We start from the raw sequence: 25,576 nt of genomic DNA on the forward strand, positions 1-25,576 counted from the left end.
CCCTTTGATCATGACAGTGTGACACTGCCTTGACGGCTTGACTTCGCAGGCGTGCCGGTGTTCCTCCGACCCGAACCGAAAGCCCGTGAGGAAGGGGAGCGTCATGCACGCCTATCGCAGCCATACCTGTGCCGATCTGAATACCGGACATGTCGGGCAGGACGTGCGCCTGTCGGGCTGGGTCCACCGTGTGCGCGATCACGGCGGTGTCCTGTTCATCGACCTGCGCGACCATTACGGCATCACGCAGGTGATCTGCGACAATGACAGCCCCGCCTTCGTGGAGCTGGAGAAGGTGCGCGCCGAATGGGTGATCCGCATCGAAGGCAGCGTGAAGGCGCGCGATGCCAGCCTCGTGAACCCCAAGCTGCCGACCGGCGAGATCGAGGTCTATGCCCGCGCCGTCACCGTTCTGGGCGAGGCGGCCGAACTGCCGATGCCCGTCTTCGGCGAGGTGGACTATCCCGAAGAAACGCGCCTGACCTACCGCTTCCTCGATCTGCGCCGCGAAAAGCTGCATCGCAACATGATGCTGCGCTCGAACGTGGTGCGGTCCATCCGCAACCGGATGTGGGATCAGGGCTTCAACGAATACCAGACGCCGATCATCACGGCCTCTTCGCCCGAAGGGGCGCGCGACTTCCTCGTGCCGTCGCGCCTGCATCCGGGCAAGTTCTATGCGCTGCCGCAGGCACCGCAGCAGTTCAAGCAGTTGATCATGGTGGCGGGCTTCGACCGCTACTTCCAGATCGCGCCCTGCTTCCGCGACGAAGATCCGCGCGCCGACCGCAGCCCGACCGACTTCTACCAGCTGGACATCGAGATGTCCTTCGTGGAGCAGGAGGACGTCTTCGCCGCCGTTCAGCCCGTGATCCAAGGCCTGTTCGAAGAGTTCAGCGACAAGACCGTGGATGCCGACTGGCCGCGCATCGCCTATCGCGATGCGATGGCGTGGTACGGTTCGGACAAGCCGGACCTGCGCAACCCGATCAAGATGCAGGTCGTGAGCGAGCATTTCGCAGGCTCGGGCTTTGCCATCTTCGCCAAGCTGCTGGAGCAGGAGGGGACCGAGATCCGCGCGATCCCGGCGCCGACGGGCGGCAGCCGCAAGTTCTGCGACCGGATGAACAAGTTCGCGCAGGAACAGGGCCTTCCGGGCATGGGCTACATCTTCTGGCGCAAGGCCGAAGACGGGTCGATGGAAGCCGCCGGCCCGCTGGCCAAGAACATCGGCCCCGAGCGGACCGAGGCGATCCGCCAGCAGCTCGGCTTGGGCGAGGGCGATGCCGCCTTCTTCCTCGGCGGCAAGCCCGATGCCTTCGAGGCCGTGGCGGGGCGCGCGCGCAACGTCATCGGCGAAGAACTGGGCCTGACCGAGAAGGACTGCTTCCGCTTCGCATGGATCGTCGACTTCCCGATGTACGAGAAGACCGACGACGGCAAGATCGACTTCAGCCACAACCCCTTCTCCATGCCGCAGGGCGGGATGGAGGCGCTGGAGGGCGATCCGCTGAAGGTGCATGCCTATCAGTACGACCTTGCCTGCAACGGGTATGAGCTGATTTCCGGCGGCATCCGCAACCACAAGCCCGAGATCATGTTCAAGGCCTTCGAGATCGCCGGCTATCCCAACTCCGAGGTGGAGAAGCGGTTCGGCGGCATGGTCAAGGCGTTCCGCTACGGCGCGCCTCCGCATGGCGGCTGCGCGGCCGGGATCGACCGGATCGTCATGCTGCTGGCGGACGAGCCGAACATCCGCGAGGTCATCATGTTCCCGATGAACCAACGCGCCGAGGACATGCTGATGAGCGCGCCGTCCGAACCGACGAACGAGCAGCTGCGCGAGTTGGGCCTGCGCGTCATTCCCAAGGAATGACGCCGGCGCGCCCGTTACGACGGGCGCGTCAGCCGATGGAAGATGTGGGTGAAGGTCGCAACGCCCAGCACCGGCATCACGAGGTTGAGCACCGGCACCGACAGCGGTGCCGCCATCAGCGCCCCCGCCAGCCACAGCCGCAGCGCGTGGCGGCGGTGCAGGTCCTTGGCCCGCAGACGGCCGAGGCGGCGCATCGCCACCAGAATGAAATACTCCCGCCCCAACAGATAACCGTTCAGCGCGATGAACAGGATCGGCGCCAGCGGCCCCGCAAAGGCATAGACCGCCAGTGCGGCGATGTTGGCCACCATCAGCAGCGCAAAGGCGGAACTCGCCTCGCGTATCTGCTCGGACCATGGCAGGGGCGTGACATGGGGCAGCGCGGGATAATGGCGCGTCTCCACCGCCTCGGCCACGGTTTCGAGGAAGAACCCGGTGAAGGCCGAGGCGACCGGCACCATCAGAAACACCGACGCCGCCAGCATCACCAGAACGCCGCCCGCGCCCGCCACCCAGTCGAGGCCGCCGATCTCTCCCACCCATGGCAGGGTGACGCTGTCGGGGGTAAGCACTTCCAGCCCCCAGACCAAAAGCACCGTCAGCGCCGCCAAGAGCAGCAGCGTCAGCCCGATGCCCTGAAGCAGCACCCGGCGGAACCGCGGATCGAAGGCCTGCGACAGCGCCTTTAGGAACGAGGTCAGGATCATGGGGCGAGCCGGGTCGTCAGCGCGGCCACATCGGGGCGGGGGCGTTCGGGCGGCGTCGCCGTTTCCGTTCCGATATGGACGATGCCCGCGATCCACTCCTCGCCTGCAAGCCCGATCCCAGCGCCGAAGCCCGCATCATGCGACACCCATCCCGTGATCCACGCCGCCCCCCAGCCCGAGGCGAGGGCCGCGTTCACCAGCGACAGACAGACCGCGCCCGCCGAGAGCGTCTGTTCGATCTGCGGGATCTTGTCGGAGGGTTTGGGGCTGGCGACGACGATGACGGCCAGATGCCCAAGGTCGAATTGCGCCCGGCCCTTGGCCCGCTTTTCCACGTCGAGGTTCAGGGCGATGGCCCGCTCCTCGGCCAAGGCGGCAAGGCGGGGCATCGTCTCCGGCCCCGCCACGACGAAGCGCCACGGCGCGAGCATTCCGTGATCGGGGCTGCGCGCGGCCATATCCAGCAGCGCGGCGAGTTCGTCCGTGGTGGGGATCGGCAGCGTCAGCGCCTTGGCCGGGCGCGACCGCCGGGTGCGCAGGAATTCGATGGCGGCGGGGTTGGGGACTGGCATGGTCATCTCCTTTGCGGGGAGCAGCGCCTCATTCGCTGCACAGATAGACGGCACCGCCCACGGCGACCACGCTGACCGCCGCCGCTGCCAGCCCGATGGGCGTGGCAAGGGCCGCGCCCGCCGCGCCGGATGCGCCGGCGATGCTCTGCTGCACGGCGGCCCCGGCGCCCGACAGCACCACCGCGCCGCCGGGGCGCGTTACGGCCTTCGCGCCGCCGACCAGACCTTCGGTCCCCTCGGGGGCGTCGGCAAGGCCCGCCACCGCAAGCGAGGTCTGCACCGAGGTGTTCACCCGTTCGCAGATGCCCCGGCGCGGGGTGCGGCAGCGCAGATAGGCGTCGCGGTCGCCCTCGGCATAGCCGGAATAGGTTTCCCCCTCCTTGTCCCATTGCAGGCAGAAGGGCTGGCGCTGTTCGTCGGTCAGATCCGGCGTCAGATAGCGCAGCGTGACATAGGACGGGCAATCGAGCGCGCCCCATCCGCCCAGCAGCGCCTCGCGCCGGGTGCGGTTCGCCTCCACCTGCGCATCGTCCGGTTCGTAGAACAGGTTGACGCGCTGCCCCCCGACCGAGGTCGTGCAGGTTTGCGCCTCGGCCAGCGCGACGCTTGGAAGAAGGAACAGAATCAGGGCGAGGATGCGTGTCATGACCGCGCTCATAGCGCGCGGCGCTGCCCCCCGCAATTCACGTCTTGGGGCCAAGGCGATAGCTGCCTTCGGGCAGATCCAGCGCCGCCGCAAGGTCGCGCGCCTGCGCCAGCGACAGCTCGATCCGCATCACGGTGTCGGTCTCGGGGTCGAGCTGTTCCAGCGTGATCCTGTCCTCTCCGGCGCGGACGGTCGCGTCCTCGCACAGAGCGCGGCTGCCCTCGTCGATGAGGGTGATCACGGTGGCGTCGAAGCGGTGCTCGATGGTGAACATGGATAACAGCATAGCGCAGGTTTCGCCCGGTGCCACGGCCCTCTCGCCTTTTTGTGGGGGCGGCCCTAGATCCCCTGCGATACCATGACGGAGACGAGGATGCGCAAGACGGGGATTGCCCTGCTGATCCTGATGGCGGCCGGATGTGCGCCGCTGCCGGACACCGCCGGAACGCCGATGCCTGCACTGCCAATGCCGGCTGCGGGGCCGGCGCTGTCGCCCGCTGCGGCGCGGGCCGCCTTCAACACCGCCCGCGCCCGGGTGGAGCCGGTAGCCGAATCCCTCTGCCGTCAGCGCACGCAGGGGGTGAACTGCGATTTCCAGATCTCCATCGACGACAGTCAGGGCAATGTCGCCAACGCCTATCAGTCGCGCGATGCGTCGGGGCGTCCGGTGATCCGCTTCACGACCGCGCTGGTGAACGATGCGCGCAACACCGACGAACTGGCCTTCGTGCTGGGCCACGAAGCCGCGCACCACATTCTAGGCCACATCGACCGGCAGACGCAGACGGCTACGGCGGGCGCGCTTTTGGGCGGGATCGTCGCCTCGCTGGGCGGGTTCGATCCGGACACGTTGACGGATGTGGGGGCGGGCCTTGGCGGGCGCGTCTATTCCAAGAGTCACGAGTTGGAGGCCGACCGTCTGGGCACCCGCATAGCCATCGCGGCGGGCTACGATCCGGTGAAGGGCATCGGGTTCTTTCAGCGGCTGCCCGATCCGGGCGATCGCTTCCTTGGGACGCACCCGGCCAATGGCGACCGCATCGCGGCCGTCCGCGCCGAGGCGGCGCAGGGCGGCCGCGGGTTCTAGAACGGAAGGTAAGCCGCGATCTCCCCCGCGCGGCGGGGCGGATCGTGGGGCGGGCGCACCAGCAGGGCGTTCGCCTCGGTCAGGCGCAGCATGAGCGAGCTGTCCTGTTCGGCGAAGGGCACGATCCCGTCGGGCCCGACATGGGCGCGCATGTAATGCGCACGCGGGCCGTTTTCGGGCAGATCGGCCGTCAGCGGGGCGTGCCGCATCTGATGCTCCGCCTCGCGCCCCGTCATGGCGCGGATCAGGGGCAGCAGGAACAGATGCGCGCAGACGATGGCCGACACCGGGTTTCCCGGCAGGCCCAGCATCGGCGTCTCGCCGAACCGGCCCGCCATCAGCGGCTTTCCCGGGCGCATCGCGACCTTGTGGAACGTCCGCGACATGCCCATCGCGGCGCTGACCTCGGCCACCTTGTCGTGATCGCCGACCGAGGCGCCGCCGATCGTCACGATCACATCCGCCCCCCGCGCCAGTTCGAAGACGGCGCGCAGATGGTCCGCATCGTCGCGGGCGATGGGAAGCATGCGGCCGATCGCGCCCTCGGCCTCCACCATGGCCTTCAGTGCAAAACCGTTGGCCGCGGGAATCTGATCGTCCCGCATGGGGGAGCCGGGCATCTCCAGCTCATCCCCGGTGGCGATGATGGCGATGACGGGGCGGCGGTACACCGCAAGTTCGGGGACATCCATCGCCGCCAGAAGCGCCAGATCGGCTGGGCGCAGGCGGCGCGGCGCAAAGGGCTGACCTGCGTGGAAATCCTGCCCGCGGCGGCGGATATGGCGCACGGTGGGCACATCGGCGGTGAAGATCAGCCGCTCGCCCTCGCGGCGGGTGTCCTCCTGCATGACGACATGGGTCGCCCCATCCGGGATCGGCGCGCCGGTGGAGATGCGGACAGCCTCGCCATCCGTCAGCGTTCCGGCATAGCCGCCGCCGGCTTGGCTTTCGCCGACGATCCGCAGCGTGTCGCCGATGCGGGCCGGGCCGCGGAAGGCATAACCGTCCATGGCCGAGGCATCGAAGGGCGGCTGATCGCGCCGCGCCGCAAGCGGGCCTACCGGCACGCGGCCGCAGGCCTGTTGCAGGCGGACGGTTTCGGGCTCGGTCGGGCGCGCCAGCGCCAGAACCTGCGACAAGGCTTCGGCGACGGGGATCATGCCTCGTACCGCCCGCTCTTGCCGCCATCCTTCAGGGTGACGCGGATGCCACCGATCTCCATGCTCTTCTCCACCGCTTTCAGCATGTCATAGACCGTCAGCGCAGCGGTGGAGACGGCGGTAAGGGCCTCCATCTCCACCCCGGTCTGGCCGGTGGTGCGCACGGTGGCGGCGATGCGGATGCCGGGCAGGGCGCGATCCACCACCAGATCCAGCGCGACCTTCGTGATCGGCAGCGGATGGCACAGCGGGATCAGGTCCGCCGTCCGTTTGGCCCCCATGATCCCCGCCAGCCGCGCCACGGCCAGCACGTCGCCCTTCTTCGCCGCGCCCTCTTCCACGAGGGCCAGCGTCTCGGGGCGCATGCGGACATGCCCTTCGGCGGTGGCGATGCGCGAGGTCACCGCCTTGTCCGAGACATCGACCATATGCGCGTCGCCCTTGCCGTCGAAATGCGTCAGCATCACGCCTCCATCAGGGCGCGGGTGGCGGCGGCGACATCGGCCTGCCGCATCAGGCTTTCGCCGATCAGGAAGGCGCCAGCGCCAACGTCGCGCATCGCCTCCATGTCGTCGCGAGTGAAGATCCCGCTTTCGCAGACGATCATCCGATCCTTGGGGATGCGGGGCGCAAGCTCGCGCGTGGTGTCAAGAGTGACGTCGAAGGTCTTGAGATTGCGGTTGTTTATCCCGATCATTGGCGAGGTCAGACGCAGCGCGCGATCCAGTTCTGCACCGTCATGCACCTCGATCAGCACATCCATGCCCCAATGCTGCGCCGCCGCCTCCAGCTCCGCCGCCTGCATGTCCGAGACGGAGGCCATGATGATGAGGATGCAATCGGCCGACAACGCCCGCGCCTCGGCGACCTGATAGGTGTCGTAGAGGAAATCCTTGCGCAGGCAGGGCAGACTTACCGCCCCGCGCGCGGCGGGCAGGAAGGCGTCCGCGCCCTGAAAGCTCGGCCCGTCGGTCAGGATCGACAGGCAGGTGGCGCCGCCCTGTTCATAGGCGCGGGCAAGGGCGGGCGGATCGAAATCGGCGCGGATCAAGCCCTTGGAGGGGCTGGCCTTCTTGATCTCGGCGATGAGGCCAAAACGCGGGGCCGCGGCCAGCGCACGGTGAAAGCCACGGGGGGCAGACGCGGCGGCGGCCTCCTCCTCCACCACATGCAGGGGGCGCGCGGCCTTGCAGGCGGCCACATGCTCCAGCTTGTAGGCCTTGATGCGGTCCAGAACGTTCATGCGCTCACCTCGTTCGTCAGGCGGACAAGGGCCGCCACCTTTGCCTTCGCGGCGCCGCTGTCGATGCTGGCGCGCGCCATCTCCGCCCCTTCGCGCAGGTTGGCCGCGCGGCCCGCCACCACCAATGCCGCCGCGGCGTTCAGCAGGACCGCATCGCGATAGGCGCCCGTCTCTCCGTCCAGAAGGCGGCGGAGGGCGGCGGCGTTCTCCTCGGGGCTGCCGCCGACGATCGCCTCGAAGGGATGGGGCGACAGGCCGGCATCCTCGGGCGCGATCTCGAACTCGCGGATGGTGCCGTGTTCCAGCGCGGCCACCTTCGACGGGGCTGAGATCGCCAGCTCATCCGTGCCGTCGCCGCCATGCACCAGCCATGCCGTCTCCGATCCCAGCAAGCGCAGCACTTCGGCCATCGGACGGATCAGTTCCGGCGCATAGGCCCCTGTCAACTGCCGCTTCACCCCCGCCGGATTGGTCAGCGGGCCGAGGATGTTGAAGAGCGTGCGCGTCCCGAGTTCCAGCCGAACGGGCATTACATGCCGCGTGGCGGGATGGTGCATCGGGGCCATCATGAAGCCGATCCCGGCCTCGGCAAGGCAGCGTTCCACCACCTCGGCCCCGACCATCACATCCAGCCCAAGCGCGCCGAGCGCGTCCGACGCGCCCGATTTCGACGACAGGTTGCGGTTGCCATGCTTGGCCACCACCACCCCCGCGCCCGCCACGACGAAGGCCGTCGCGGTGGAGATGTTCAGCGTGCATTTGCCGTCGCCGCCCGTGCCCACGATGTCCATCGCGCCCTCGGGGGCCGTCACCGGCAGGCATTTGGCGCGCATGGCGGCGGCGGCGGCGGCATATTCCTCCACCGTCTCGCCGCGGGTGCGCAGCGCCATCAGAAAGCCGCCGATCTGGGCGGGGGTCGCCTCGCCCTCGAACAGGCAGGCAAAGGCGGTGTCGGCCTCGGCGCGAGTCAGCGGCCGCGTCGCGGCTGTCCCGATCAGCGGTTTCAGCGCGCTCATGCCGTCAGCGGCACCCGCGCGCCCTCCAGGAAGGTGCGGATCATGCGGTGGCCGTGTTCGGAGGCGATGCTCTCGGGGTGGAACTGCACCCCCTCGATCGGCAGGTCGCGGTGGCGCAGGCCCATGATCGTCCCGTCCTCCAGCCATGCGGTCACTTCGAGGCAATCAGGAAGGCTCGCCCGGTCCACCACCAGCGAATGGTAGCGCGTGGCTTGGAACGGGTTCGGCAGGCCCTTGAACATGCCGGTATCGGCGTGATGCATGGTGCCCATCTTGCCGTGCACGATCTCGTGGCAGCGGGTGACGGTGCCGCCGAAGGCCTGTCCGATCGCCTGATGCCCAAGGCAGACGCCCAGCAGCGGCGTGCGGGTTTCGGCGGCGGCTTCGGTCAGCGCGAGGCAGATGCCCGCCTGCGCCGGATCGCAGGGGCCGGGCGAGAGCACGATGGCCGAAGGGTTCAGCCCCATCGCCTGTTGCACATCCAGCGCGTCGTTGCGGCGCACGACGACCTCGGCCCCCAATTCCCCGAGATAATGCACGAGGTTGTAGGTGAAGCTGTCGTAGTTATCGATCAGGAGAAGCATGGGGCAGGCCGTCGTTATGGGGGTGAACCGCCTTCACGGTCGGGCTATACATGGGCCCGCAGACGGTCGGGCGTCAAGGGCAGCGGAGGAAGTGCATGGCAGGACGGATGTTTTCGGGGTTTGTCTGCGGCGCAGTGTTGGGCGTTGCGGCGCTGGTGATGCTGTCGCAACTGCTGCCCCTGCCGCCCGGACCACCCCCGGAGGTGCGCAGCGCCGCGCCCTCGGGCGGCAGCGTGCCGGGCCGCAGCGACGCGCCCCGGCTGCCCGCGCCCGAAGACGCGCCCTAGTTCCCCTCGCCGGAGAAGAGGCCCGCATCCTCGGCCGCGCGGCGCAGCGCCTGCGCCTTGTTGACCGTTTCCTGCCATTCGCTTTCGGGATCGCTGTCGAAGACGATGCCCGCACCGGACTGGATGTGCAGCATCCGGTCCTTCAGCACGGCGGTGCGCAGCGCGATGCAGAAATCCATCTCGCCATTCGCGGCGAAATAGCCGACGCCGCCGCCATAGACGCCGCGCTTCGACGGCTCCAACTCGTCGATGATCTCCATGGCGCGGACCTTGGGCGCGCCCGACACCGTGCCCGCCGGAAGCCCGGCCAAGAGCGCGGACAGCGCATCCTCGCCATCCGCCAGTTCACCCACCACGTTGGAGACGATGTGCATCACATGGCTGTAGCGTTCGATCACGAATTTCTCGGTCGGGCGCACGGTGCCGATCTTGGCCACGCGGCCCACATCGTTGCGGCCCAGATCGAGCAGCATCAGATGTTCCGCCAGTTCCTTGGGATCGGCGAGCAGATCGTCGGCCAGCGCCTGATCCTCGGCCGGGGTGGCGCCGCGCTTGCGGGTGCCGGCGACGGGGCGGATCGTCACCTCGCCTTCGCGCAGGCGAACGAGGATCTCGGGGCTGGCGCCGATGATCTGGAAATCGCCGTGGTTGAAGAAGAACATGAACGGCGAGGGGTTCGTCCGCCGCAAACTGCGATAGAGCGCAAAGGGCGGCAGCGGGAAGGGCTGGCTGAACCGCTGCGAGGGCACCACCTGAAAGATGTCGCCGGCGCGGATGTAGTCCTTGGCCGCCTCCACCGCTTGTTTGAAACCGTCCTTGGTGAAGTTAGACGTGACCTCGCCCAGCGGCTGCACCTCGCCCAAGGCATGGGCGGCGGGGGGCGTGCGGTCCAGATCGCGCAGCGCATCCGTCACGCGCTCGGCGGCCTGCGCATAGGCGGCGCGGGCGGACAGCCCCTGCGCGGCCCAAGCGGGGGCGACCACCGTCACCTCGCCCTTCACCCCGTCCAGAACCGCCATCACGGATGGGCGCAGCAGGATCGCATCGGGCACGCCGATCGTGTCGGGATTGACGTTCGGCAGATCCTCCACGAGGCGGATCATGTCATAGCCGAGATAGCCGAACAGCCCCGCCGCGATGGGCGGCAGGCCCTGCGGCATGTCGATCCGGCTTTCGGCGATCAGCGCGCGCAGACTGTCGAGCGGCGCGGTGTCGTCGTTCTGGAAGGTGTCCCGGTCGATGCGGGCGGCGCGGTTGATGGCGACGCGCCCCCCTTCGCAGCGCCAGATCAGATCGGGCTTCATGCCGACGACCGAATAACGGCCCCGCACCTCGCCGCCCGTCACGGATTCCAGCATGAAGGTGTCGGCGCGCGCGGCCGCCAGCTTCAGCATCAGCGATACGGGCGTGTCGAGGTCGGCCGCGATCCGGGCATAGACGACTTGGTTGCGCCCTTCGGCCCAGCCCTTCTCGAATGCGGTGAAATCGGGAAAGATCTGCATCATGGAATCTGCGCGTGAACGGCGTCGATGACCGACTGGTTGATCTGGATGCCGGCCTCATCGGCGACCGACTGCGTGAAGAGCTGTTGGGCGTCCTGCGCGAGGCCGCCTTCGAGCTGCGCGGCAAGCTGCTGTTTCAGTGCGGCGCTGCCATCGCCGTCTTGGGCGGCGGGGCGGACGGCATCGACGCGCAGCACGCCGATCCAGTCCGGCGCCTCGACGGCCTTGGCCGCGCCGTCGTCCATGTCGAACGCCGTCCCCACCAGCGAGGCCGGGGCCGAAGGGATGGAGCCGTCGCGCGCCACTTCGGGAACGCGGGTCACTGCGCCGAAATCGGCGAGCGCGGCCCCCTCCGTCACGGCGGCGGCGATCTCGTTGGCGCGGGCCATGCGGGCGGTGTGCAGCGCATCGGCGCGCCACGCCTCGGTCACGGCATCGCGGGCCTGATCGAAGGGAATGGGCGCCGCAGGCGTGATGGAATCGAGGCGCAGCGCGGCCAAACCGCCATCTTCGAGCGCGATCAGTTCCGGGAAGTCGCCTTCCTCGGCGGCTTCGGCGGCGTTGCGGAAGGCCGGATAGCCCGCGATCGGATCGTCGGTGGCCTCCGAATAGTCGATGGTGTTCAGTGTCACGTCCGGCTCGTTGGCCAGATCCTCCACCGTGGCCCCGCCGGCCAGAAGATCGTCCAGCGCCTCGCGGCGGTCGGCGATGGCGCGGCGGGCGGCGTCGGCTTGGAACTCGGTCGCCAAATCGTCGCGCGCTTCGTCGAACGTGACCTCATGGGCCGACAGGATGCCGTTCATGCGGAACAGCGCGGGGCCGAGATCGGTCGCGAACGGCCCGACCACGCCGGGTTCTTGCAGTGCAAAGACGGCATCGCCCGCCGCGCCGAGATCGCCCTTCGCGACATCGCCGAGGTCGATATCCGACAGTTCCAGCCCGCGTTCGGAAACCAGCGTCTCGAAGCTGGTGCCCGCCGTCACGCGGTCCATCGCGGCCTGCGCGGCGGCGTCGTCGGAAAAGACGAGCCGCTCCACCAGCCGCCGCTCGGGCTGCACGAATTCGTCGATGCGGCTTTGATAGAGATCGCGCAGCGCCGCGTCGTCCACAGGCAGGTTCGGTGCCACGGTTTCGGGCAGCAGCGCGGCATAGGTGATCTGCCGCGTCTCGGGGGCCATGAACTGATCGGAATGCGCGTCATAGAAGGCGCGCAGGTCGTCCTCGGTCGGTTCGGGCACGGGGGTCGGCAGATCGGCCTCGGTCACGGGCAGGGCCGACAAGGCGCGGCGTTCGGCGATATAGCCATAGAGCGCATCCGTCACCGGCTGCGGCGCGGCAAAGCCCCCCGACACGGCCCCGACCAGAAGCGACCGGGCGATGCTCTCGCGCAGCGAGGTCTCATAGCCGGACGGCGTCAGGCCGTTCTGTTCCAGCACGCGTTCGTAGGTGGCGCGGTTGAACCCGTCGCTTCCGGCGAAGGCGGGCGTGTCGCGCAGTTGATCGGCCACGACCTTGTCGCCGACCGACAGGCCGATCTTCTCCGCCTCGTTTTGCAGCGCCGCCGAGGAGAAGAGCTGCTGGCGCACCTGCGCATCGAGGCCGAACTGCTGCGCCTGCGCCAGCGTGAAGCTTTGCCCCGTCTGCTGAGACAGATCCTGCAGCCGCTGCTGAAGCGCGCGGGCATAGGCGTTCGCGTCCACCTCCTGATCGCCGACGGTGGCGATGTTCTGGGTGTTGGTGCCGAAATTAGTCACCCCGAAGCCGCCGAGGCCAAGGACCAGCATCGCCATCAGCATCCACACGACGACCGACATCGCCTTGTTTCCGCGTTTCTTGCCTTCCGCCATGCCGATCCCCCTTGGATATGGTCCGCGCCTTCCTACGGGCTTGCGCGCAGCGGGGCAAGATCAGAGGGCGAAGGCGCGCAGCCGCGTGAACAGATCGTCGATTCCGGCGGCGTCGATATTGGCGAAGGCGATGCGCATCTCGTCCGTGCCGCCGTCGGGGCGGAACATGGTGCCGGGCAGCATCAGGATGCCTGCCTCATGGACCAGCCTGCGGCACAGATCGGGCGAGGGGGTGGTCGAGGCATGGCGGACATAGGCGAAATACGCGCCGCAGCCCATCACGTCCCATCCGTCCAGCGCCGCCAGCCCCTCGACCATGCGCTGGCGGCGGGACAGGATCTCCTCCCGCTCCCCCGCGACCCATGGGGCAAGGTTCCGCAGGCCCCAGAGCGCGCCGATCTGCCCCATCTGCGACGCCGAGATGGAGACGCAATCGAGATATTTCTCCACCTCGGCCATGCGGCGGGTGCCGGCGATCATCGCACCGACGCGGTGGCCCGTCAGCCGGAACGCCTTGGAGAAGGAATAGAGGTGGATGACATCGCGGTGCCAGTCCGGATCGCGGAACAGTTCGTGCGGCGGCCCCGTGCGCGAGTCGAAATCGCGATAGGTCTCATCGAGGATCAGCGCGATGTCATGCGCCCGCGCCAGCGCGTGGAACGTCTCGACGAGGCCGCCGGGATATTCGGCGCCGCTGGGATTGTTCGGCGTGACGAGGACGATGGCGCGGGTGCGCGGGCCGATCAGCGCCGCCGCTGCCTCCGGGTCCGGCAGAAGGCCCGCGCCGCAGGGCAGGGGCACGGCGCGGATGCCGTTCATCTGAAGCCACATCGCATGGTTGAAATACCACGGCGTCGGCAGGATCACTTCATCCCCCGGCGCGGCGAGGGTGGCGATGGCGGCGCAGAAAGCCTGATTGCACCCTTGGGTGATCGCAACCTGTTCGGCCCCCACCGTGCCACCATAATGGGCGGCGGTGGCGGTGGCCAGTTCGGCGCGCAGTTCGGGATTGCCGAGGACGGGGCCATAGAGATGCGCCTCGGGGCGCGACAGGGCGGCCTCGGCCATCGCCTCGCGCAGGGCGAGGGGCGGCGGATCGACCGGCGCGGCCTGACTGACGTTGATCAGCGGCCGTTCGGGGGGGAAGCTGGCCCCCGCCAGCCAGCGGCGGGCCTCCATCACGGGCGGGGCGCAGGTCGCGGCGAGGGCGGGGGCCAGCAGCGGCATCAGTCGGTGCCGCGGAAGGGCTGAACGTATTGCAGCGCCATGTCCCAAGGGAAGAAGATCCAAGTGTCTTGGCTCACCTCGGTGATGAAGGTGTCCACCTGCGGGCGGCCCTGCGGCTTGGCGTAGACGGTGGCGAAATGGGCCTTGGGATACATCTTGCGGACCAGTTCGATCGTCTTGCCGCTGTCCACGAGGTCGTCGACGATCAGGATGCCTTCGCCGTCGCCCATCAGATCGGCCTGCGGGGCCTTGGTGACGACCGCTTCGCTGCGCGACTGGTGGGAATAGCTTTTAACGCTGATCGTATCGACGACGCGCACGTCCAGCTCGCGGCTGACGATCATGGCGGGCACGAGGCCGCCGCGCGTGATGCCGACCACGGCGCGCCATGCGCCGTTTTCCGGGCCATGCCCATCGAGGCGCCACGCCAGCGCCCGGCTGTCGCGGTGGATCTGATCCCAGCTGATATGGAAGCCCTTTTCATGGGGCAGGCGGTGATCGGGGGACATGAAGCCTCCTTACAATGCGATGCGGATGCCGAGGAGCGCGAAGAGCCCCCCGAACACCCGGTCGAGGATGGATTTGAGGCGGATATACCCCCGGCGCACCTTCTCGAGAGAGAAAATACGCACGACGAGCATGTTCCACAGGGTTTCGTTGAGAAAGACGACGAAAAGGAGCGCGGCCAGCATCAGCGGCGGAACGCCCGGCGGCACGAGGCCGACGAAGACCGCGCCGAAGAAGATGGCGGGCTTGGGATTGGCAAGCTGCGTCGCAACCCCCAGCCGCAGCGCCGAAAGTGCGCCGCGGGGCGGGCGCGCATCCAGCACCAGCGCCTCATCGGCATGGCGCCACATCTGAATGGCGGTCACGATCAGGAAGGCCGCACCCGCCAGCTTGAACGCGCCCAAAAGCGCGGGCGCCGCCGCGAACAGAAGCGAGAGGCCGAACAGCGCCGCCGCCGCCCAGAAGGTGGCACCGATGCCAAGGCCGACGGCAAGGAACGAGCCCGTCCGCCGCCCCTCCACCGCGCCGGTGCGCGCGGCCATCAGAACGGCGGGGCCGGGGCTGATGGCTGCGGCAAGATGCACGGCCCAGACCGCAAGGAAGGCGGCCAGCGTCATGACGGCCTCCTCCTCGGCGTCACGGCGTCAGTCCTTCTTCGGCGTTTCGATGTCCGGCGCGTCCACGGCCTTCATGCCCACGACGTGATAGCCGGCATCGACATGGACGCATTCGCCCGTCACGCCCGATGCCAGATCCGACAGCAGATAGAGCGCGGATTTGCCCACCTCTTCCTGCGTGATGTTGCGGCGCAGGGGCGAGTTCAGCTCGTTCCACTTCATGATGTAGCGGAAATCGCCGATGCCGCTGGCGGCCAGCGTCTTGATCGGACCGGCGGAGATGGCGTTCACACGGATGCCGTCGCGGCCCAGATCCTCGGCGATGTACTTGACCGAGGTTTCCAGCGCCGATTTCGCGATGCCCATCACGTTGTAATGCGGCATCACCTTTTCGGCACCGTAATAGGTCAGCGTCAGCAGGCTGCCGCCCTCGGGCATCATCGCCGCCGCGCGGCGCGAGATCGCGGTGAAGCTGTAGACCGAGATGTCCATCGTCATGCGGAAGTTCGCAGCCGACGTGTCCACATAACGGCCGCGCAGCTCGCTCTTGTCCGAGAAGCCGATGGCGTGGACGACGAAGTCCAGCTTGCCCCACTTCTGTTGCAGCGTCTCGAACAGCGCGTCCATCGACTCCTCGCTGGAGACGTCGCACTCGATCATGATGTCGCTGTTGATGGTGGCGATCAGCGGCTCGACACGCTTTTTCAGCGCATCGCCCTGGTAGGAGAACGCAAGCTCCGCACCCTGGTCGGCACAGGCTTTCGCGATGCCCCAGGCGATGGATTTGTCGTTCGCAAGGCCCATGATCAGGCCGCGTTTTCCAGCCAGCAATCCGTTCATCCGGCTTCCCTCGCCACGTTATTCGTTATTCGGCGGGTTTAGGCCATGTTTTCGCCCGCATCAAGCCGCCGCACTTGCGTTTCCGGAATTGGGCCATAGGGTCTGGCGGAATGGCAACTGTGGTGGGGGACGCGCGGTGCAGGAACGTACGGGAATCTTTGCGGGGCAGGACCCGTTCGGGATCGCGCGCGACTGGCTTGCGGCGGCCGAGCCGCTGGAGCCGAACGATCCCAACGCGATCGCACTGGCGAGCGTGGACGAAGAGGGCATGCCCGATGTGCGCATGGTCCTTCTGAAGGAGATCGAGGACGCGGCCTTCGTCTTCTATACCAACTACGATAGCGCCAAGGGCCGGCAGATCGCGCAGTCGGGCAAGGCGGCCTTCGTGCTGCACTGGAAATCGCTGCGCCGCCAGATTCGCGTGCGCGGCCATGCCAGCCGCGAAGAGGGGCCGCAGGCGGATGCCTATTACGCCTCCCGCTCGCTTCAAAGCCGCCTCGGGGCATGGGCCTCGCGGCAGAGTGCGCCGCTGGAAAGCCGCGGCGCGCTGATGGCCGAGGTGGCGAAGGTCACCGCGCGCCATGCCGGTGCGCCGCCGCGCCCGCCCTTCTGGGGCGGCATCCGCATCGTGCCCACGCAGATCGAGTTCTGGGCCGACGGTGCCTTTCGCCTGCATGATCGTTTCCTCTGGCAGCGCCCCTCGCCCGAGGCGGAGTGGAACGTCCGACGCCTCTCACCCTAGGGCATGCGCGCGGGGACTTGCGCTTTTCGCGCAAACTACGTCAAAGCTAGGCCAGAAAACAAAAAAAATGGGGTGAGACCTCGGGCATGCAGAACGAAGACAGGGACATACGCGTCCTGCAGGGGACGGTGAAGTGGTTCGATCCGGCACGCGGTTTCGGCTTCGTCGTCTCGGACGGGGCGGAGCGGGACATCCTTCTTCACGCGAACGTCCTGCGCAATTACGGGCAGAGTTCGGTCGCCGATGGCGCACAGATCACCATCCGGGTCGAGAGCACCGAAAAGGGCGATCAGGTCATGGAGGTGCTGGATATCGGGCTTCCCGAAGGCATCGCCCTGCGCCCATTGGAGGAGATGGGCCTCGATCCCGAACTGGCCGCCAAGCAGCCGTTGCAGCCGGCGCGGGTGAAATGGTTCGACAAGATCAAGGGCTTTGGCTTCGCCAATGTCTTCGGGCTGCGGCAGGACATCTTCCTGCATATGGAAATCTTGCGTGCTTCGGGTTTTTCCGATCTGGCCGCGGGGGAGGCCGTCGCCCTCCGCGCGACCGAGGGGCGCCGTGGAATGACGGCGGTACAGGTGGTGTCATGGGAAGCTGCGCTGCGCGAATCGGAATAGCCTGCCTTGCCCTGATGGGGATCGCAGGGGGGGCGGCGGCCGCCGAATGCCGCCCCGACACCGTGGAGTTCCGCGGCGCTGGAACCGCGCGCTTTACCGTGGAGGTGGCCGATGACGCCGCCGAGCGGGCGCGCGGGCTGATGTTCCGCGAAAGCCTGCCGCGTTCGGCGGGGATGCTGTTCGTCTACGATCACGCGCAATCGGTCAGCTTCTGGATGCGCAACACGCTGATTCCGCTCGATATGATCTTCGTCGATGATACCGGCATCGTGCGCCGCGTGCATGAGAATGCCCGCCCGCATGACGAAACCCCGATCCCCGGCGGCGATGACATCCAGATGGTGATCGAAGTGAACGGCGGCCTCGCCCGCCGTCTGGGCATCGAGGAGGGGAGCGAGATGCGCTCTCCTGCGCTCGATCAGTCAAAGGCGGTCTGGCCCTGCGGGTGACCCCTTTTCTTTGTCCGTGATACCCGCTAGGGGATCACGCATCGGGGCGTAGCGCAGCCTGGTAGCGCGACGGTTTTGGGTACCGTAGGTCGGAAGTTCGAATCTTCTCGCCCCGACCAGCATCTGAACATGGATCTGCATCGAGGGCCCGTGCGGTTGCGCGTCGCTTGTCCTTATGGTCTGCTTGGCATCGAGAAGACATCCTGTTCCGGCATCGGGCAATCACTCATCGACGCCCACCGCCCGCGCCGGATAGCGTTCGTAGATCGGTGCAGTGCCTTGAGTAAGACGACTTTTCAGTATGGTGTCGGAGAAACCGAGACCGGTCCGTTGGCTCTCGAAGTTGACGTATTCCACTGCGCGGGGCCATCGCCGCGCGGTACGGTGATCTGGTTGCATTCAGGCGGTTTCACATCGGGAAGACGCGGCAACAGGCACCACAGCGGTATGGCGCAGGAATTCAACAATCAGGGCTATCATGCAGCTTTCCCGAGCTATCGGCTGCGCGGACAGAAGCCGAAAAATGCCATCGGGTGGAAAAGGCTGCATGTACTGGACGGTGAGGTCAAAACTCTGAACGAAGGCATGAAACGCCATCATACGCGAAGGCTGCCTATGATAGCGCTGGATGACATCGTTCAGTTGCTCCGCTGGGTCACGTCCGCCCATGACGAACACGGCCTTCATCACGATGTCTGCCTGTCTGGATCCTCTGCAGGGGCGATGACCGCGCTCAACACCCTTTACATGGGCCATATTACGGGGCGCACGCAGCCGGAAAACATAACCTCGGTCTCTTCGGCATCCGGGGCATTTCCGTATGCGACGGAGCGTGCGCTATCGCCGGTGCCTGTGCTCGCCCTTCACAATCCGGACGATCCCAAGGTACCGATCGCGCCGATCAGGCGGCTGGCCGCGGCGAAACCGGATCACGTTCGGCTGATCGAAGTGACCTCCAGTCATGGCTCTTACAGTGCCTATCGAGGGGAGCCGATCGAGGAGGCCATAGGACGCATCGTCGTGCACGATCAGGAAAGCCAGCTCCTGCGTGATGACGCGATCCTGCGCGCCTGAATCTGCGGCGTGACGGCCGCTGTCCTCGAAGGCAATCGCCCCCGGATCAGTCGAAGGGAACGTCCGGGAACGCTTTGCGGAACGACCGGAGGGCGAGTTTGTAGCGGGCGACGGCGGGGATGCTGCGGCGCCAGCGGTTGCTCGGCAATTTGCGCCACGGTTTCAGCGGGCCGTGGAAGTGATAGATCCCATCCGCCTCGCGCTGTGTCTCGGGGCCGTCATGGCCGTGCAGGCCGATCCATGTCCGTTGCTGCGCCGTGCGGCCCCATGAGGCGTTCCATGCCGGGTTCAGATGCTTCACGCGGCCTTTGAACAGCTCGTTCAGGAAATCCTGATCGACGGTGCGGTATTCCTGCGCCCGGTCAAAAGTGATCATGTCCTGCGCCAGCGTGCCCTCGTTGCGGATCGCCGCGCAATCCATCAGCAGCACGCCGGAGTTGAAGTAATCCTCCACCGGGAAGGGCGCGACGAGTTGTTCCGTCACCTCGCGGTGCGACCAGCTTTTGCCGCGGCGCACCCGGTCGAGGCCCTGAAGGCAGCCGAAATCGCGCACCGCGCCAAGGGGCTTGCCCTCCAGATCGGCAGTGAACGCTTCGGCCAGATCGCGGCGCACCAGCGTGTCGCCGTCGATGTAGAGGACGCGATCCTCCACCAGACGGGGCAGGAACAGGCGGGCAAGGGCGGCTTTGGGCACATGGCGGCCCTTGTGCCGGGCGGCGTCGAAATCGGAATCCTGCATGGCGTGGAAGGTTATGGCGACGCCCGCGGGCCCGGCGATGCGGCGCAGAATGTCGCGCGCGGCCTCGGTCAGCTCCACATCGAGGATCTCCACATGGCCCAGCGAGGGGGTGGAGCGGATGGCCGACCACAGCGACAGGGCCGTCGGGCCGATCAGGCCCATGTTCAGGCCATAGGCGATCCGCGTGTTCTTCTGTGTCATCATGATCTTCCGGTCTCAGAACGGGTGGGGCGCGCCCCACCGGCTGCACCGCCGCGGTGCAAGGGGCACAGTGTCATAGCTCCGCCCTCAGGTCAAAGCGGGGCGGGGCCGTCGGGCCAGAGCAGGCGGCGGATGTCGTGCGGGGTCAGGCCTTCGTCGCGCAGGGTGGACAGGGCGCGGGCGTCGTCGCGTTTGGCCAGCCTGCGGCCGGCCGCATCGCGGATCAGGCGGTGGTGGTGATACTGCGGCACCGGCAGGCCCAGCAGCCGCGACAGAAGGACATGGATCGGCGTCGCATCGGCCAGATCGGCGCCGCGCACCGCCTCGGTCACGTTCTGATGCGCGTCATCGACCACCACGGCAAGGTGATAGGCCGCGCCCATGCCGCGCCGCGACAGGATCACATCGCCCACGCCCCGGATCATATGCTCGGCCGTCACGGTGCGCGGGCCGGGGGCTTGCCCGGTTTCGACGAAGGTGAGCGGCCCGGCCGCCGCCATGGCGCGCGCCATATCGAGGCGGATCGTATCGTCCGGGCCCGCATCCTCCATCCGGCGATGGCGGCAGGTGCCGGGATAGATGATGCCGTCCGGCCCCTGCGCGCCCTCTTGCGGTGCATTCAGCGCGGCGCGGATATCGGCGCGCGTGCAGCGGCAGGGATAGGTCAGCGGCGCAAGCCGCGCCAGCGCCGCGTCATAGGCGGCCTGCCGGTCCGACTGGCGGATCACGGGGCGTGGCCAATCGAGGCCGAGCCAGTGCAGATCCTCGAATATCCGCGCCTCCCATTCGGGCCGCGCGCGCGAGCGGTCCAGATCCTCGATCCGCAGGAGGGCGGTGCCCCCCGCATCCCGCGCCCGCGCCCATGCCGTCAGCGCCGAAAAGGCGTGGCCGAGATGCAGCGGCCCGGTGGGCGAGGGCGCGAAGCGTGTCACATAGCGAGCCACGCGGTGAACGCCTCCTTCGCGCGGTCGGTATAGGCCTTGTAGCGGTCCTTGCGGCCGCGGCGCCCGCCCTTGGCGTCGATCGGGGGGAAGAGGCCGAAGTTGACGTTCATCGGCTGGAACGTCTTGGCCTCGGCCCCGCCGGTGATATGCGTCACCAGCGCGCCCATCGCGGTATCGGCGGGGGGCGGCGGCAGATCGCGGCCCAGAAGCTCGGCTGCGGCCATGCGGCCCGCCAGAAGCCCCATCGCGGCGCTTTCGACATAGCCCTCGACCCCCGTCACCTGCCCGGCAAAGCGGATGTTCGGCCGCGCGCGCAGGCGCATCCGGTCATCCAAGAGGGTGGGCGAGTTCAGGAAGGTGTTGCGATGGATCCCGCCCAGCCGGGCGAAGGCCGCGTCCTGCAGCCCCGGAATCATGCGGAACACCTCGGTCTGGGCGCCGTATTTCATCTTCGTCTGGAAACCGACAATATTATAAAGCGTGCCGAGCTTGTTGTCGCGCCGCAACTGGACGACGGCATAGGGCTTCACGTCCGGGTTGTGCGGATTGGTCAGGCCGATGGGCTTCATCGGGCCGAAGCGCGGCGTTTCAGGGCCGCGCTCGGCCATCACCTCGATCGGCAGGCAGCCGTCGAAATAGCCCGCGGTTTCGCCCTCGTGGAACTCGGTCTTGTCGGCGGCCAGCATGGCGGCGATGAACGCCTCGTATTGCGCCTTGTCCATCGGGCAGTTGATATAGGCGGTCCGCTCTTCCTCCGTCTCGCCCTTGTCGTAGCGGGACTGGCGCCAGGCCACGGTCATGTCGATGCTGTCGGCATGCACGATGGGGGCGATGGCGTCGAAGAAGGCCAGCCGTTCGGCCCCGGTGACGGTGCCGATCGCCTCGGCCAGCGCGGGCGAGGTGAGGGGGCCCGTCGCGAAGATCCACGCGCCGTCCTGCGGCAGTTCGGTGATTTCGGCATCGACGATGCGGATCAGCGGATGGTCCCGCAGCGCCTGCGTCACGCCTTCGGCAAAGGCGTCGCGGTCCACCGCCAGCGCGCCGCCGGCCGGAAGCTGATGCTCGGTCGCCATGCGCATGATGAGGCCGCCCGCCTGCCGCATCTCCCAATGCAGAAGCCCGACCGCGTTCCGTTCGTCATCGTCGGAGCGGAAGGAGTTGGAGCAGACCATTTCCGCGAAACTGCCCGTTCGGTGGGCAAAGGTGCCGACCTTCGGGCGCATTTCATGCAAAACGACGGGCACGCCCATGGAAGCAGCCTGCCAAGCGGCCTCCGATCCGGCCATGCCGCCGCCAACGATGTGAAGTTCCTGTGTCATGCGCCTCTCATAATCGGAGCGGTGGGATTCGGGAAGGTGGCCATGCAGGGCAGGCACGCTACTGTCATCGGTGAAAAAAGCGACGGGGGATCAACGCCATGAGGATAAGAAGCTGGGTATCGGTGGTGGTGATCGCGGCGCTGATGGTGGCGGTGATCCTGTTTGCGCCGCAGGTTCCGCTCCTAATCTTCGCCGGCGTCTTGGTGGCGGTGTTCCTGCGCGGGGGCGGGGCATGGATCGGTCGGCATACGGGAATCGGCAGCGGCTGGGGCCTTCTGGCGTTTTCGGTGTTGCTGCTGGTGATGATCGTGCTGTTCTTCACCAATGCCTCGCAGGCGCTGTTCCAGCAGCTGGTGCAGCTTCTGTCGCAGCTGCCTTCGGCGATCGAGCGGCTGGAGCATATGGTGAACGCCAATCCATGGATGCAGCAGGTGCGCCAGCAGGTCGATTTCGCCTCCATGATCCCAAGCGGGATGGGGGCGCTGGCCACGGTATCCTCCACGATCGGGATTCTAGGAAACACCTTCCTCGTGGCGTTCATCGGCATCTATTGCGCCATTTCGCCGGGGATCTACCGGCAGGGCGTCGTCGCGCTTCTGGCGCCCGAACTGCGCCCCCGCACCCGCGCCATGCTGAGCGATGCGGGCGGCGCGCTCCGCTCGTGGCTGACGGCGCAGTTCGGGTCCATGGCGGTGATCGGGCTTCTGACCTTCATCGGGCTGACGGTGCTGGGCGTGCCGCTGGCGCTGATCCTTGCGGTGCTGGCGGGGATCGCGACCTTCGTGCCCAATATCGGGCCGGTCGTGGCGGCGGTGCCGGCGGTGCTGCTGGGCCTGTCGCAGGGCATGAACACGGCGCTGCTGATCGTCGGCCTCTATGTCGCGGTGCAGGCGGTGGAGAGTTACCTCGTGACCCCGCGCCTGCAACAGGAACTCGTATCGCTGCCCCCGGCGCTGACGATTAGTTTCCAGTTGATGCTGGGATACCTGTTCGGCCTCTTGGGCTTTGCGCTGGCGACGCCCTTGTTGGCGGTGGTCATGACCATCGCCAACAAGCATTACATCGCGGATTATCTAGAGGATCAGACCGCGTCTTCGTCGGCCTGATCGGCGATCCGCGCAACGGAGACGACGTGCTCGCCCTCTCCGGTGTTGAACACGCGCACCCCCCCGGCCGAGCGGGAGCGGAAGCTGATCCCCTCCACCGGGACGCGGATCGACTGACCCGTGGAGGTGGCGAGCATGATCTGATCGCCCATCTCCACCGGGAAGGAGGCGACCAGCGGGCCGCCTCGCATCGCGCCGTCCATCGCCTTCACGCCCATGCCGCCGCGCCCGCGCACCGGGTAATCGTGGCTGGAGGACAGCTTGCCCGATCCCTGCGCCGTGATCGTCAGGATCAGATCCTCGGCAGCCGACAGTTCGGCATAACGCTCGGTCGAGAGTTGGCCCGCTTCGGCCGCGTCCTCGTCATCGGTCTCCGCCTCATCCTCGGTGACGCCCGCCATCAGGCGGCGCTGCTTCAGATAGGCGGCGCGCTCCGCCGGGTCCGCTTCGAAGTGGCGGATGACGGACATGGAGACGACGCGATCCTCGCCCGAAAGGCGGATGCCGCGCACGCCGGTGCTTTCGCGGCCCTTGAAGATCCGCACATCGGTGACGGGGAAGCGGATCGCCCGGCCCGAATCCGTGATCAGCATCACATCGTCATTCTCGTTCGTGACGCGCACGTTCACGAGGCTGACGCCATCCTCCACCCGCATGGCGATCTTGCCGTTGCGTTTGACGTTGGTGAAATCGGACAGCGCATTGCGGCGCACATCGCCGGCGCTGGTGGCGAAGACCAGTTGCAGATCGTCCCACTGATCCTCCGGCTCGTCGATCTTCAGCAGCGCGGCGATGGAGATGCCGGGCTGGATCGGCAGGATGTTGACGATCGCCTTGCCCCGCGCCTGACGGCTGGCCAGCGGCAGACGCCACGTCTTCAGCTTGTAGACCATGCCGTCGGTCGTGAAGAACAGAAGCTGCGCATGGGTGCTGGCCACGAACAGGGTCGTGACGACATCGTCCTCCTTGGTCGCCATGGAGGAGAGGCCCTTGCCGCCGCGGCGCTGGCTGCGGAATTCGGCCAGCGGCGTGCGTTTGATATACCCGCCCGAGGTGATGGTCACGACCATGTCCTCGCGCTCGATCAGGTCCTCGTCCTCCATGTCGCCGGACCAGTCCATGATCTCGGTGCGGCGGGGGACGGCGAAGAGGTCGCGCACCTCGCGCAGTTCGGCCGAGATGATGGCCATGATCCGATCGCGCGAACCGAGGATTTCCAGATAGTCGCGGATCTTCGCGGCCAGTTCCTGCAACTCGTCGGTGACTTCCTTCACGCCCATCGCGGTCAGGCGCTGAAGGCGCAGTTCCAGAATGGCGCGGGCCTGCGCCTCGGACAGGTTGTAGGTCCCGTCCTCGTTCATGGTGTGGGTCGGATCGTCGATCAGGCGAATGTAGGGCGCGATCTCCTCGGCGGGCCAACGACGGGTCATCAGCTTCTCGCGCGCCTCGGCCGGATCGGCGGAGGAGCGGATCGTGGCGACCACCTCGTCGACATTGGCGACCGCGACGGCCAGACCGCAGAGGATATGGCTGCGCTCGCGCGCCTTGTTCAGCTCATACGCCGTCCGGCGCGCAACGACATCCTCGCGGAAGGTGATGAAATGCGTGAGGAAATCGCGCAGCGTCAGCTGTTCGGGGCGGCCGCCGTTCAGCGCCAGCATGTTGCAGCCGAACGAGGTCTGCATCGGGGTGAAGCGGAACAGTTGGTTCAGCACCACCTCGGGCGTGGCATCGCGCTTCAGCTCGATCACGACGCGTACGCCGACGCGGTCGGATTCGTCCGCCACGCCCGAAATGCCCTCGATCTTCTTCTCGCGGACCATCTCGGCAATCTTCTCGATCATCGAGGATTTGTTCACCTGATAGGGGATCTCGTCCAGCACGATGGCGTAGCGGTCCTTGCGGACCTCCTCCACGCGCGTCTTGGCGCGGATGATGACCGAACCGCGACCTTCCAGATAGGCCTTGCGCGCGCCCGACCGGCCGAGGATCTGCCCGCCCGTCGGGAAGTCCGGGGCAGGGATGATCTCCATCAGCGCCTCGGTGGAGAGGTCGGGATCCTCGATCAGGGCCAACGTGCCGTCGATCACCTCGCCAAGGTTGTGGGGCGGGATGTTGGTCGCCATGCCGACGGCGATGCCGCCCGCGCCGTTGACCAGCATGTTGGGAAAGCGGGCGGGCAGAACGGTCGGCTCGCGGTCCTTGCCGTCGTAGTTGTCCTGAAAATCGACGGTATCCTTGTCGATATCGGCCAGAAGGAAGGCGGCGGGCTTGTCCATCCGCACTTCGGTGTAGCGCATGGCGGCCGCGCTGTCGCCGTCCATGGAGCCGAAGTTCCCCTGACCGTCCAGCAGCTTCAGGCTCATGGAGAAGGGCTGCGCCATCCGCACCAGCGCGTCGTAGATCGCGGAATCGCCATGGGGGTGGTATTTCCCCATCGTATCGCCGACCGGGCGGGCCGATTTGCGATAGGCCTTGTCGGCGGTGTTTCCGCTTTCGTTCATCGCATGCAGGATGCGCCGATGCACCGGCTTCAGCCCATCACGCAGGTCCGGAATGGCGCGCGAGACGATGACGCTCATGGCATAGTCGAGATAGGCCGTCCGCATCTCCTCGCTGATGGAGACCTGCGGACCGGTCGGGCCGCGATTTTCGTCAGCGTTTTCA

At 67.1% G+C, this 25,576-nt stretch carries 27 protein-coding genes and 1 tRNA gene; 9 read left to right on the plus strand and 19 right to left on the minus strand.

Features of this window, described 5'->3' with window-relative positions; translation table 11 throughout:
• Positions 1-103: 103 nt before the first annotated feature.
• Positions 104-1,876, plus strand: coding sequence for an aspartate--tRNA ligase (gene aspS, locus GR316_RS02225; RefSeq protein WP_211784440.1), 1,773 nt, complete (start codon positions 104-106; stop codon positions 1,874-1,876).
• Between the two features lie 14 nt (positions 1,877-1,890).
• On the opposite strand, the gene GR316_RS02230 is transcribed toward aspS, so the two are convergent.
• The 4 genes from GR316_RS02230 to GR316_RS02245 are packed head-to-tail and all read right to left on the minus strand — an operon-like array spanning position 1,891 to position 4,075.
• On the minus strand, positions 1,891-2,580 hold the full coding sequence (locus GR316_RS02230) for an EI24 domain-containing protein (protein WP_211785069.1): 690 nt from the start codon (positions 2,578-2,580) through the stop codon (positions 1,891-1,893).
• On the minus strand, positions 2,580-3,155 hold the full coding sequence (locus GR316_RS02235) for a nitroreductase family protein (RefSeq protein ID WP_211784441.1): 576 nt from the start codon (positions 3,153-3,155) through the stop codon (positions 2,580-2,582). Before GR316_RS02235 ends, GR316_RS02230 begins: the two co-directional genes overlap by 1 nt.
• A gap of 28 nt (positions 3,156-3,183) precedes the next feature.
• Entirely contained in the window at positions 3,184-3,801 is a 618-nt protein-coding gene (locus tag GR316_RS02240; RefSeq protein ID WP_249218794.1) for a hypothetical protein, read from the minus strand.
• Positions 3,802-3,838: 37 nt separating this feature from the next.
• On the minus strand, positions 3,839-4,075 hold the full coding sequence (locus tag GR316_RS02245) for a hypothetical protein (protein WP_211784443.1): 237 nt from the start codon (positions 4,073-4,075) through the stop codon (positions 3,839-3,841).
• A 99-nt stretch (positions 4,076-4,174) separates the two neighbouring features.
• On the opposite strand from GR316_RS02245, the gene GR316_RS02250 reads away from it, so the two are divergent.
• Positions 4,175-4,888 (plus strand): M48 family metallopeptidase, encoded by a 714-nt coding sequence (locus GR316_RS02250; protein ID WP_211784444.1) that lies wholly within the window; start codon positions 4,175-4,177, stop codon positions 4,886-4,888.
• On the opposite strand, the gene GR316_RS02255 is transcribed toward GR316_RS02250, so the two are convergent.
• From GR316_RS02255 to GR316_RS02275, 5 genes are read right to left on the minus strand one after another with little or no spacing between them, the layout of a single operon-like run.
• Positions 4,885-6,048, minus strand: coding sequence for a molybdopterin molybdotransferase MoeA (locus tag GR316_RS02255; protein ID WP_211784445.1), 1,164 nt, complete (start codon positions 6,046-6,048; stop codon positions 4,885-4,887). The two genes, GR316_RS02250 and GR316_RS02255, sit on opposite strands and share 4 nt — an antisense overlap.
• A complete protein-coding gene (moaC, locus tag GR316_RS02260; protein ID WP_390625173.1) occupies positions 6,045-6,515 on the minus strand; it encodes a cyclic pyranopterin monophosphate synthase MoaC in 471 nt (156 codons plus the stop codon). Before moaC ends, GR316_RS02255 begins: the two co-directional genes overlap by 4 nt.
• Positions 6,512-7,291: an indole-3-glycerol phosphate synthase TrpC gene (gene trpC / locus GR316_RS02265; protein WP_211784447.1), complete on the minus strand. Its 780-nt coding sequence runs from the start codon at positions 7,289-7,291 to the stop codon at positions 6,512-6,514. Before trpC ends, moaC begins: the two co-directional genes overlap by 4 nt.
• Complete coding sequence (trpD, locus tag GR316_RS02270; protein WP_211784448.1) at positions 7,288-8,307, minus strand: anthranilate phosphoribosyltransferase; 1,020 nt, start codon at positions 8,305-8,307, stop codon at positions 7,288-7,290. Before trpD ends, trpC begins: the two co-directional genes overlap by 4 nt.
• On the minus strand, positions 8,304-8,891 hold the full coding sequence (locus GR316_RS02275; RefSeq protein WP_211784449.1) for an anthranilate synthase component II: 588 nt from the start codon (positions 8,889-8,891) through the stop codon (positions 8,304-8,306). Before GR316_RS02275 ends, trpD begins: the two co-directional genes overlap by 4 nt.
• A gap of 95 nt (positions 8,892-8,986) precedes the next feature.
• Here GR316_RS02275 and GR316_RS02280 point away from each other — a divergent pair, with 95 nt between their 5' ends.
• On the plus strand, positions 8,987-9,178 hold the full coding sequence (locus GR316_RS02280; RefSeq protein WP_211784450.1) for a hypothetical protein: 192 nt from the start codon (positions 8,987-8,989) through the stop codon (positions 9,176-9,178).
• Here the strand turns inward: GR316_RS02280 and trpE are convergent.
• Genes trpE through fabI form a run of 6 tightly spaced genes read right to left on the minus strand, consistent with a single transcriptional unit; the run spans position 9,175 to position 15,718 of the window.
• Complete coding sequence (trpE, locus tag GR316_RS02285; protein WP_211785070.1) at positions 9,175-10,680, minus strand: anthranilate synthase component I; 1,506 nt, start codon at positions 10,678-10,680, stop codon at positions 9,175-9,177. The genes GR316_RS02280 and trpE overlap by 4 nt on opposite strands.
• On the minus strand, positions 10,680-12,527 hold the full coding sequence (locus tag GR316_RS02290) for a peptidylprolyl isomerase (RefSeq protein WP_211784451.1): 1,848 nt from the start codon (positions 12,525-12,527) through the stop codon (positions 10,680-10,682). Before GR316_RS02290 ends, trpE begins: the two co-directional genes overlap by 1 nt.
• Before the next feature lie 60 nt (positions 12,528-12,587).
• Positions 12,588-13,754 (minus strand): aminotransferase, encoded by a 1,167-nt coding sequence (locus GR316_RS02295; protein WP_211784452.1) that lies wholly within the window; start codon positions 13,752-13,754, stop codon positions 12,588-12,590.
• Positions 13,754-14,263: a xanthine phosphoribosyltransferase gene (gene gpt / locus GR316_RS02300; RefSeq protein WP_211784453.1), complete on the minus strand. Its 510-nt coding sequence runs from the start codon at positions 14,261-14,263 to the stop codon at positions 13,754-13,756. The genes GR316_RS02295 and gpt overlap by 1 nt, the downstream gene beginning before the upstream one ends.
• Before the next feature lie 9 nt (positions 14,264-14,272).
• On the minus strand, positions 14,273-14,878 hold the full coding sequence (locus GR316_RS02305; RefSeq protein ID WP_211784454.1) for a LysE family translocator: 606 nt from the start codon (positions 14,876-14,878) through the stop codon (positions 14,273-14,275).
• A 27-nt stretch (positions 14,879-14,905) separates the two neighbouring features.
• Positions 14,906-15,718, minus strand: coding sequence for an enoyl-ACP reductase FabI (gene fabI, locus GR316_RS02310; protein ID WP_211784455.1), 813 nt, complete (start codon positions 15,716-15,718; stop codon positions 14,906-14,908).
• 136 nt (positions 15,719-15,854) lie between these two features.
• Here fabI and pdxH point away from each other — a divergent pair, with 136 nt between their 5' ends.
• The 5 genes from pdxH to GR316_RS02335 all read left to right on the plus strand — a co-directional run bounded on the left by pdxH (position 15,855) and on the right by GR316_RS02335 (position 18,600).
• Positions 15,855-16,460 carry a pyridoxamine 5'-phosphate oxidase gene (gene pdxH, locus GR316_RS02315; protein ID WP_211784456.1) on the plus strand — a complete coding sequence of 202 codons (606 nt, stop codon included), beginning with the start codon at positions 15,855-15,857 and terminating at the stop codon, positions 16,458-16,460.
• A gap of 86 nt (positions 16,461-16,546) precedes the next feature.
• Positions 16,547-17,077: a cold-shock protein gene (locus GR316_RS02320; protein ID WP_211784457.1), complete on the plus strand. Its 531-nt coding sequence runs from the start codon at positions 16,547-16,549 to the stop codon at positions 17,075-17,077.
• Between the two features lie 14 nt (positions 17,078-17,091).
• Positions 17,092-17,526 (plus strand): DUF192 domain-containing protein, encoded by a 435-nt coding sequence (locus tag GR316_RS02325; RefSeq protein ID WP_249218795.1) that lies wholly within the window; start codon positions 17,092-17,094, stop codon positions 17,524-17,526.
• A gap of 42 nt (positions 17,527-17,568) precedes the next feature.
• Positions 17,569-17,645 (plus strand) — tRNA-Pro (locus GR316_RS02330).
• 10 nt (positions 17,646-17,655) lie between these two features.
• Positions 17,656-18,600 (plus strand): alpha/beta hydrolase, encoded by a 945-nt coding sequence (locus tag GR316_RS02335; protein WP_211784459.1) that lies wholly within the window; start codon positions 17,656-17,658, stop codon positions 18,598-18,600.
• A 46-nt stretch (positions 18,601-18,646) separates the two neighbouring features.
• Here the strand turns inward: GR316_RS02335 and GR316_RS02340 are convergent, their stop codons facing one another.
• The 3 genes from GR316_RS02340 to trmFO all read right to left on the minus strand — a co-directional run bounded on the left by GR316_RS02340 (position 18,647) and on the right by trmFO (position 21,803).
• Positions 18,647-19,543, minus strand: a complete 897-nt coding sequence (locus GR316_RS02340) for a glycosyltransferase family 8 protein (protein ID WP_211784460.1) — start codon at positions 19,541-19,543, stop codon at positions 18,647-18,649.
• Between the two features lie 89 nt (positions 19,544-19,632).
• A complete protein-coding gene (gene gluQRS / locus GR316_RS02345; RefSeq protein WP_211784461.1) occupies positions 19,633-20,484 on the minus strand; it encodes a tRNA glutamyl-Q(34) synthetase GluQRS in 852 nt (283 codons plus the stop codon).
• A complete protein-coding gene (gene trmFO / locus GR316_RS02350; RefSeq protein WP_211784462.1) occupies positions 20,469-21,803 on the minus strand; it encodes a methylenetetrahydrofolate--tRNA-(uracil(54)-C(5))-methyltransferase (FADH(2)-oxidizing) TrmFO in 1,335 nt (444 codons plus the stop codon). Before trmFO ends, gluQRS begins: the two co-directional genes overlap by 16 nt.
• Positions 21,804-21,901: 98 nt before the next feature.
• Between trmFO and GR316_RS02355 the strand changes: the two genes are divergently transcribed.
• The gene (locus tag GR316_RS02355) at positions 21,902-22,909 is read left to right on the plus strand and encodes an AI-2E family transporter (RefSeq protein WP_211784463.1); all 1,008 of its coding nucleotides are present in this window, start codon (positions 21,902-21,904) and stop codon (positions 22,907-22,909) included.
• On the opposite strand, the gene gyrA is transcribed toward GR316_RS02355, so the two are convergent.
• Complete coding sequence (gene gyrA / locus GR316_RS02360) at positions 22,885-25,518, minus strand: DNA gyrase subunit A (protein WP_249218825.1); 2,634 nt, start codon at positions 25,516-25,518, stop codon at positions 22,885-22,887. The genes GR316_RS02355 and gyrA overlap by 25 nt on opposite strands.
• Positions 25,519-25,576 lie beyond the last annotated feature (58 nt).

The sequence above is a fragment of the Falsirhodobacter algicola genome, assembly GCF_018279165.1.
Classification (GTDB): Bacteria; Pseudomonadota; Alphaproteobacteria; order Rhodobacterales; family Rhodobacteraceae; genus Falsirhodobacter; species Falsirhodobacter algicola.

Coding starts and splice junctions, on each gene's coding strand:
- gyrA (WP_249218825.1), bottom strand. CDS start 25,518: ATGCGGACGGCCTATCTCGACTATGCCATGAGCGTCATCGTCTCGCGC.
- aspS (WP_211784440.1), top strand. CDS start 104: ATGCACGCCTATCGCAGCCATACCTGTGCCGATCTGAATACCGGACAT.
- GR316_RS02250 (WP_211784444.1), top strand. CDS start 4,175: ATGCGCAAGACGGGGATTGCCCTGCTGATCCTGATGGCGGCCGGATGT.
- fabI (WP_211784455.1), bottom strand. CDS start 15,718: ATGAACGGATTGCTGGCTGGAAAACGCGGCCTGATCATGGGCCTTGCG.
- trpE (WP_211785070.1), bottom strand. CDS start 10,680: ATGCAGATCTTTCCCGATTTCACCGCATTCGAGAAGGGCTGGGCCGAA.
- GR316_RS02335 (WP_211784459.1), top strand. CDS start 17,656: ATGGATCTGCATCGAGGGCCCGTGCGGTTGCGCGTCGCTTGTCCTTAT.
- GR316_RS02320 (WP_211784457.1), top strand. CDS start 16,547: ATGCAGAACGAAGACAGGGACATACGCGTCCTGCAGGGGACGGTGAAG.
- GR316_RS02275 (WP_211784449.1), bottom strand. CDS start 8,891: ATGCTTCTCCTGATCGATAACTACGACAGCTTCACCTACAACCTCGTG.
- GR316_RS02245 (WP_211784443.1), bottom strand. CDS start 4,075: ATGTTCACCATCGAGCACCGCTTCGACGCCACCGTGATCACCCTCATC.
- GR316_RS02295 (WP_211784452.1), bottom strand. CDS start 13,754: ATGCCGCTGCTGGCCCCCGCCCTCGCCGCGACCTGCGCCCCGCCCGTG.
- GR316_RS02355 (WP_211784463.1), top strand. CDS start 21,902: ATGAGGATAAGAAGCTGGGTATCGGTGGTGGTGATCGCGGCGCTGATG.
- GR316_RS02305 (WP_211784454.1), bottom strand. CDS start 14,878: ATGACGCTGGCCGCCTTCCTTGCGGTCTGGGCCGTGCATCTTGCCGCA.
- GR316_RS02280 (WP_211784450.1), top strand. CDS start 8,987: ATGGCAGGACGGATGTTTTCGGGGTTTGTCTGCGGCGCAGTGTTGGGC.
- GR316_RS02240 (WP_249218794.1), bottom strand. CDS start 3,801: ATGACACGCATCCTCGCCCTGATTCTGTTCCTTCTTCCAAGCGTCGCG.
- GR316_RS02255 (WP_211784445.1), bottom strand. CDS start 6,048: ATGATCCCCGTCGCCGAAGCCTTGTCGCAGGTTCTGGCGCTGGCGCGC.
- GR316_RS02340 (WP_211784460.1), bottom strand. CDS start 19,543: ATGATGACACAGAAGAACACGCGGATCGCCTATGGCCTGAACATGGGC.
- trpD (WP_211784448.1), bottom strand. CDS start 8,307: ATGAGCGCGCTGAAACCGCTGATCGGGACAGCCGCGACGCGGCCGCTG.
- GR316_RS02325 (WP_249218795.1), top strand. CDS start 17,092: ATGGGGATCGCAGGGGGGGCGGCGGCCGCCGAATGCCGCCCCGACACC.
- GR316_RS02235 (WP_211784441.1), bottom strand. CDS start 3,155: ATGCCAGTCCCCAACCCCGCCGCCATCGAATTCCTGCGCACCCGGCGG.
- GR316_RS02290 (WP_211784451.1), bottom strand. CDS start 12,527: ATGGCGGAAGGCAAGAAACGCGGAAACAAGGCGATGTCGGTCGTCGTG.
- trmFO (WP_211784462.1), bottom strand. CDS start 21,803: ATGACACAGGAACTTCACATCGTTGGCGGCGGCATGGCCGGATCGGAG.
- trpC (WP_211784447.1), bottom strand. CDS start 7,291: ATGAACGTTCTGGACCGCATCAAGGCCTACAAGCTGGAGCATGTGGCC.
- gpt (WP_211784453.1), bottom strand. CDS start 14,263: ATGTCCCCCGATCACCGCCTGCCCCATGAAAAGGGCTTCCATATCAGC.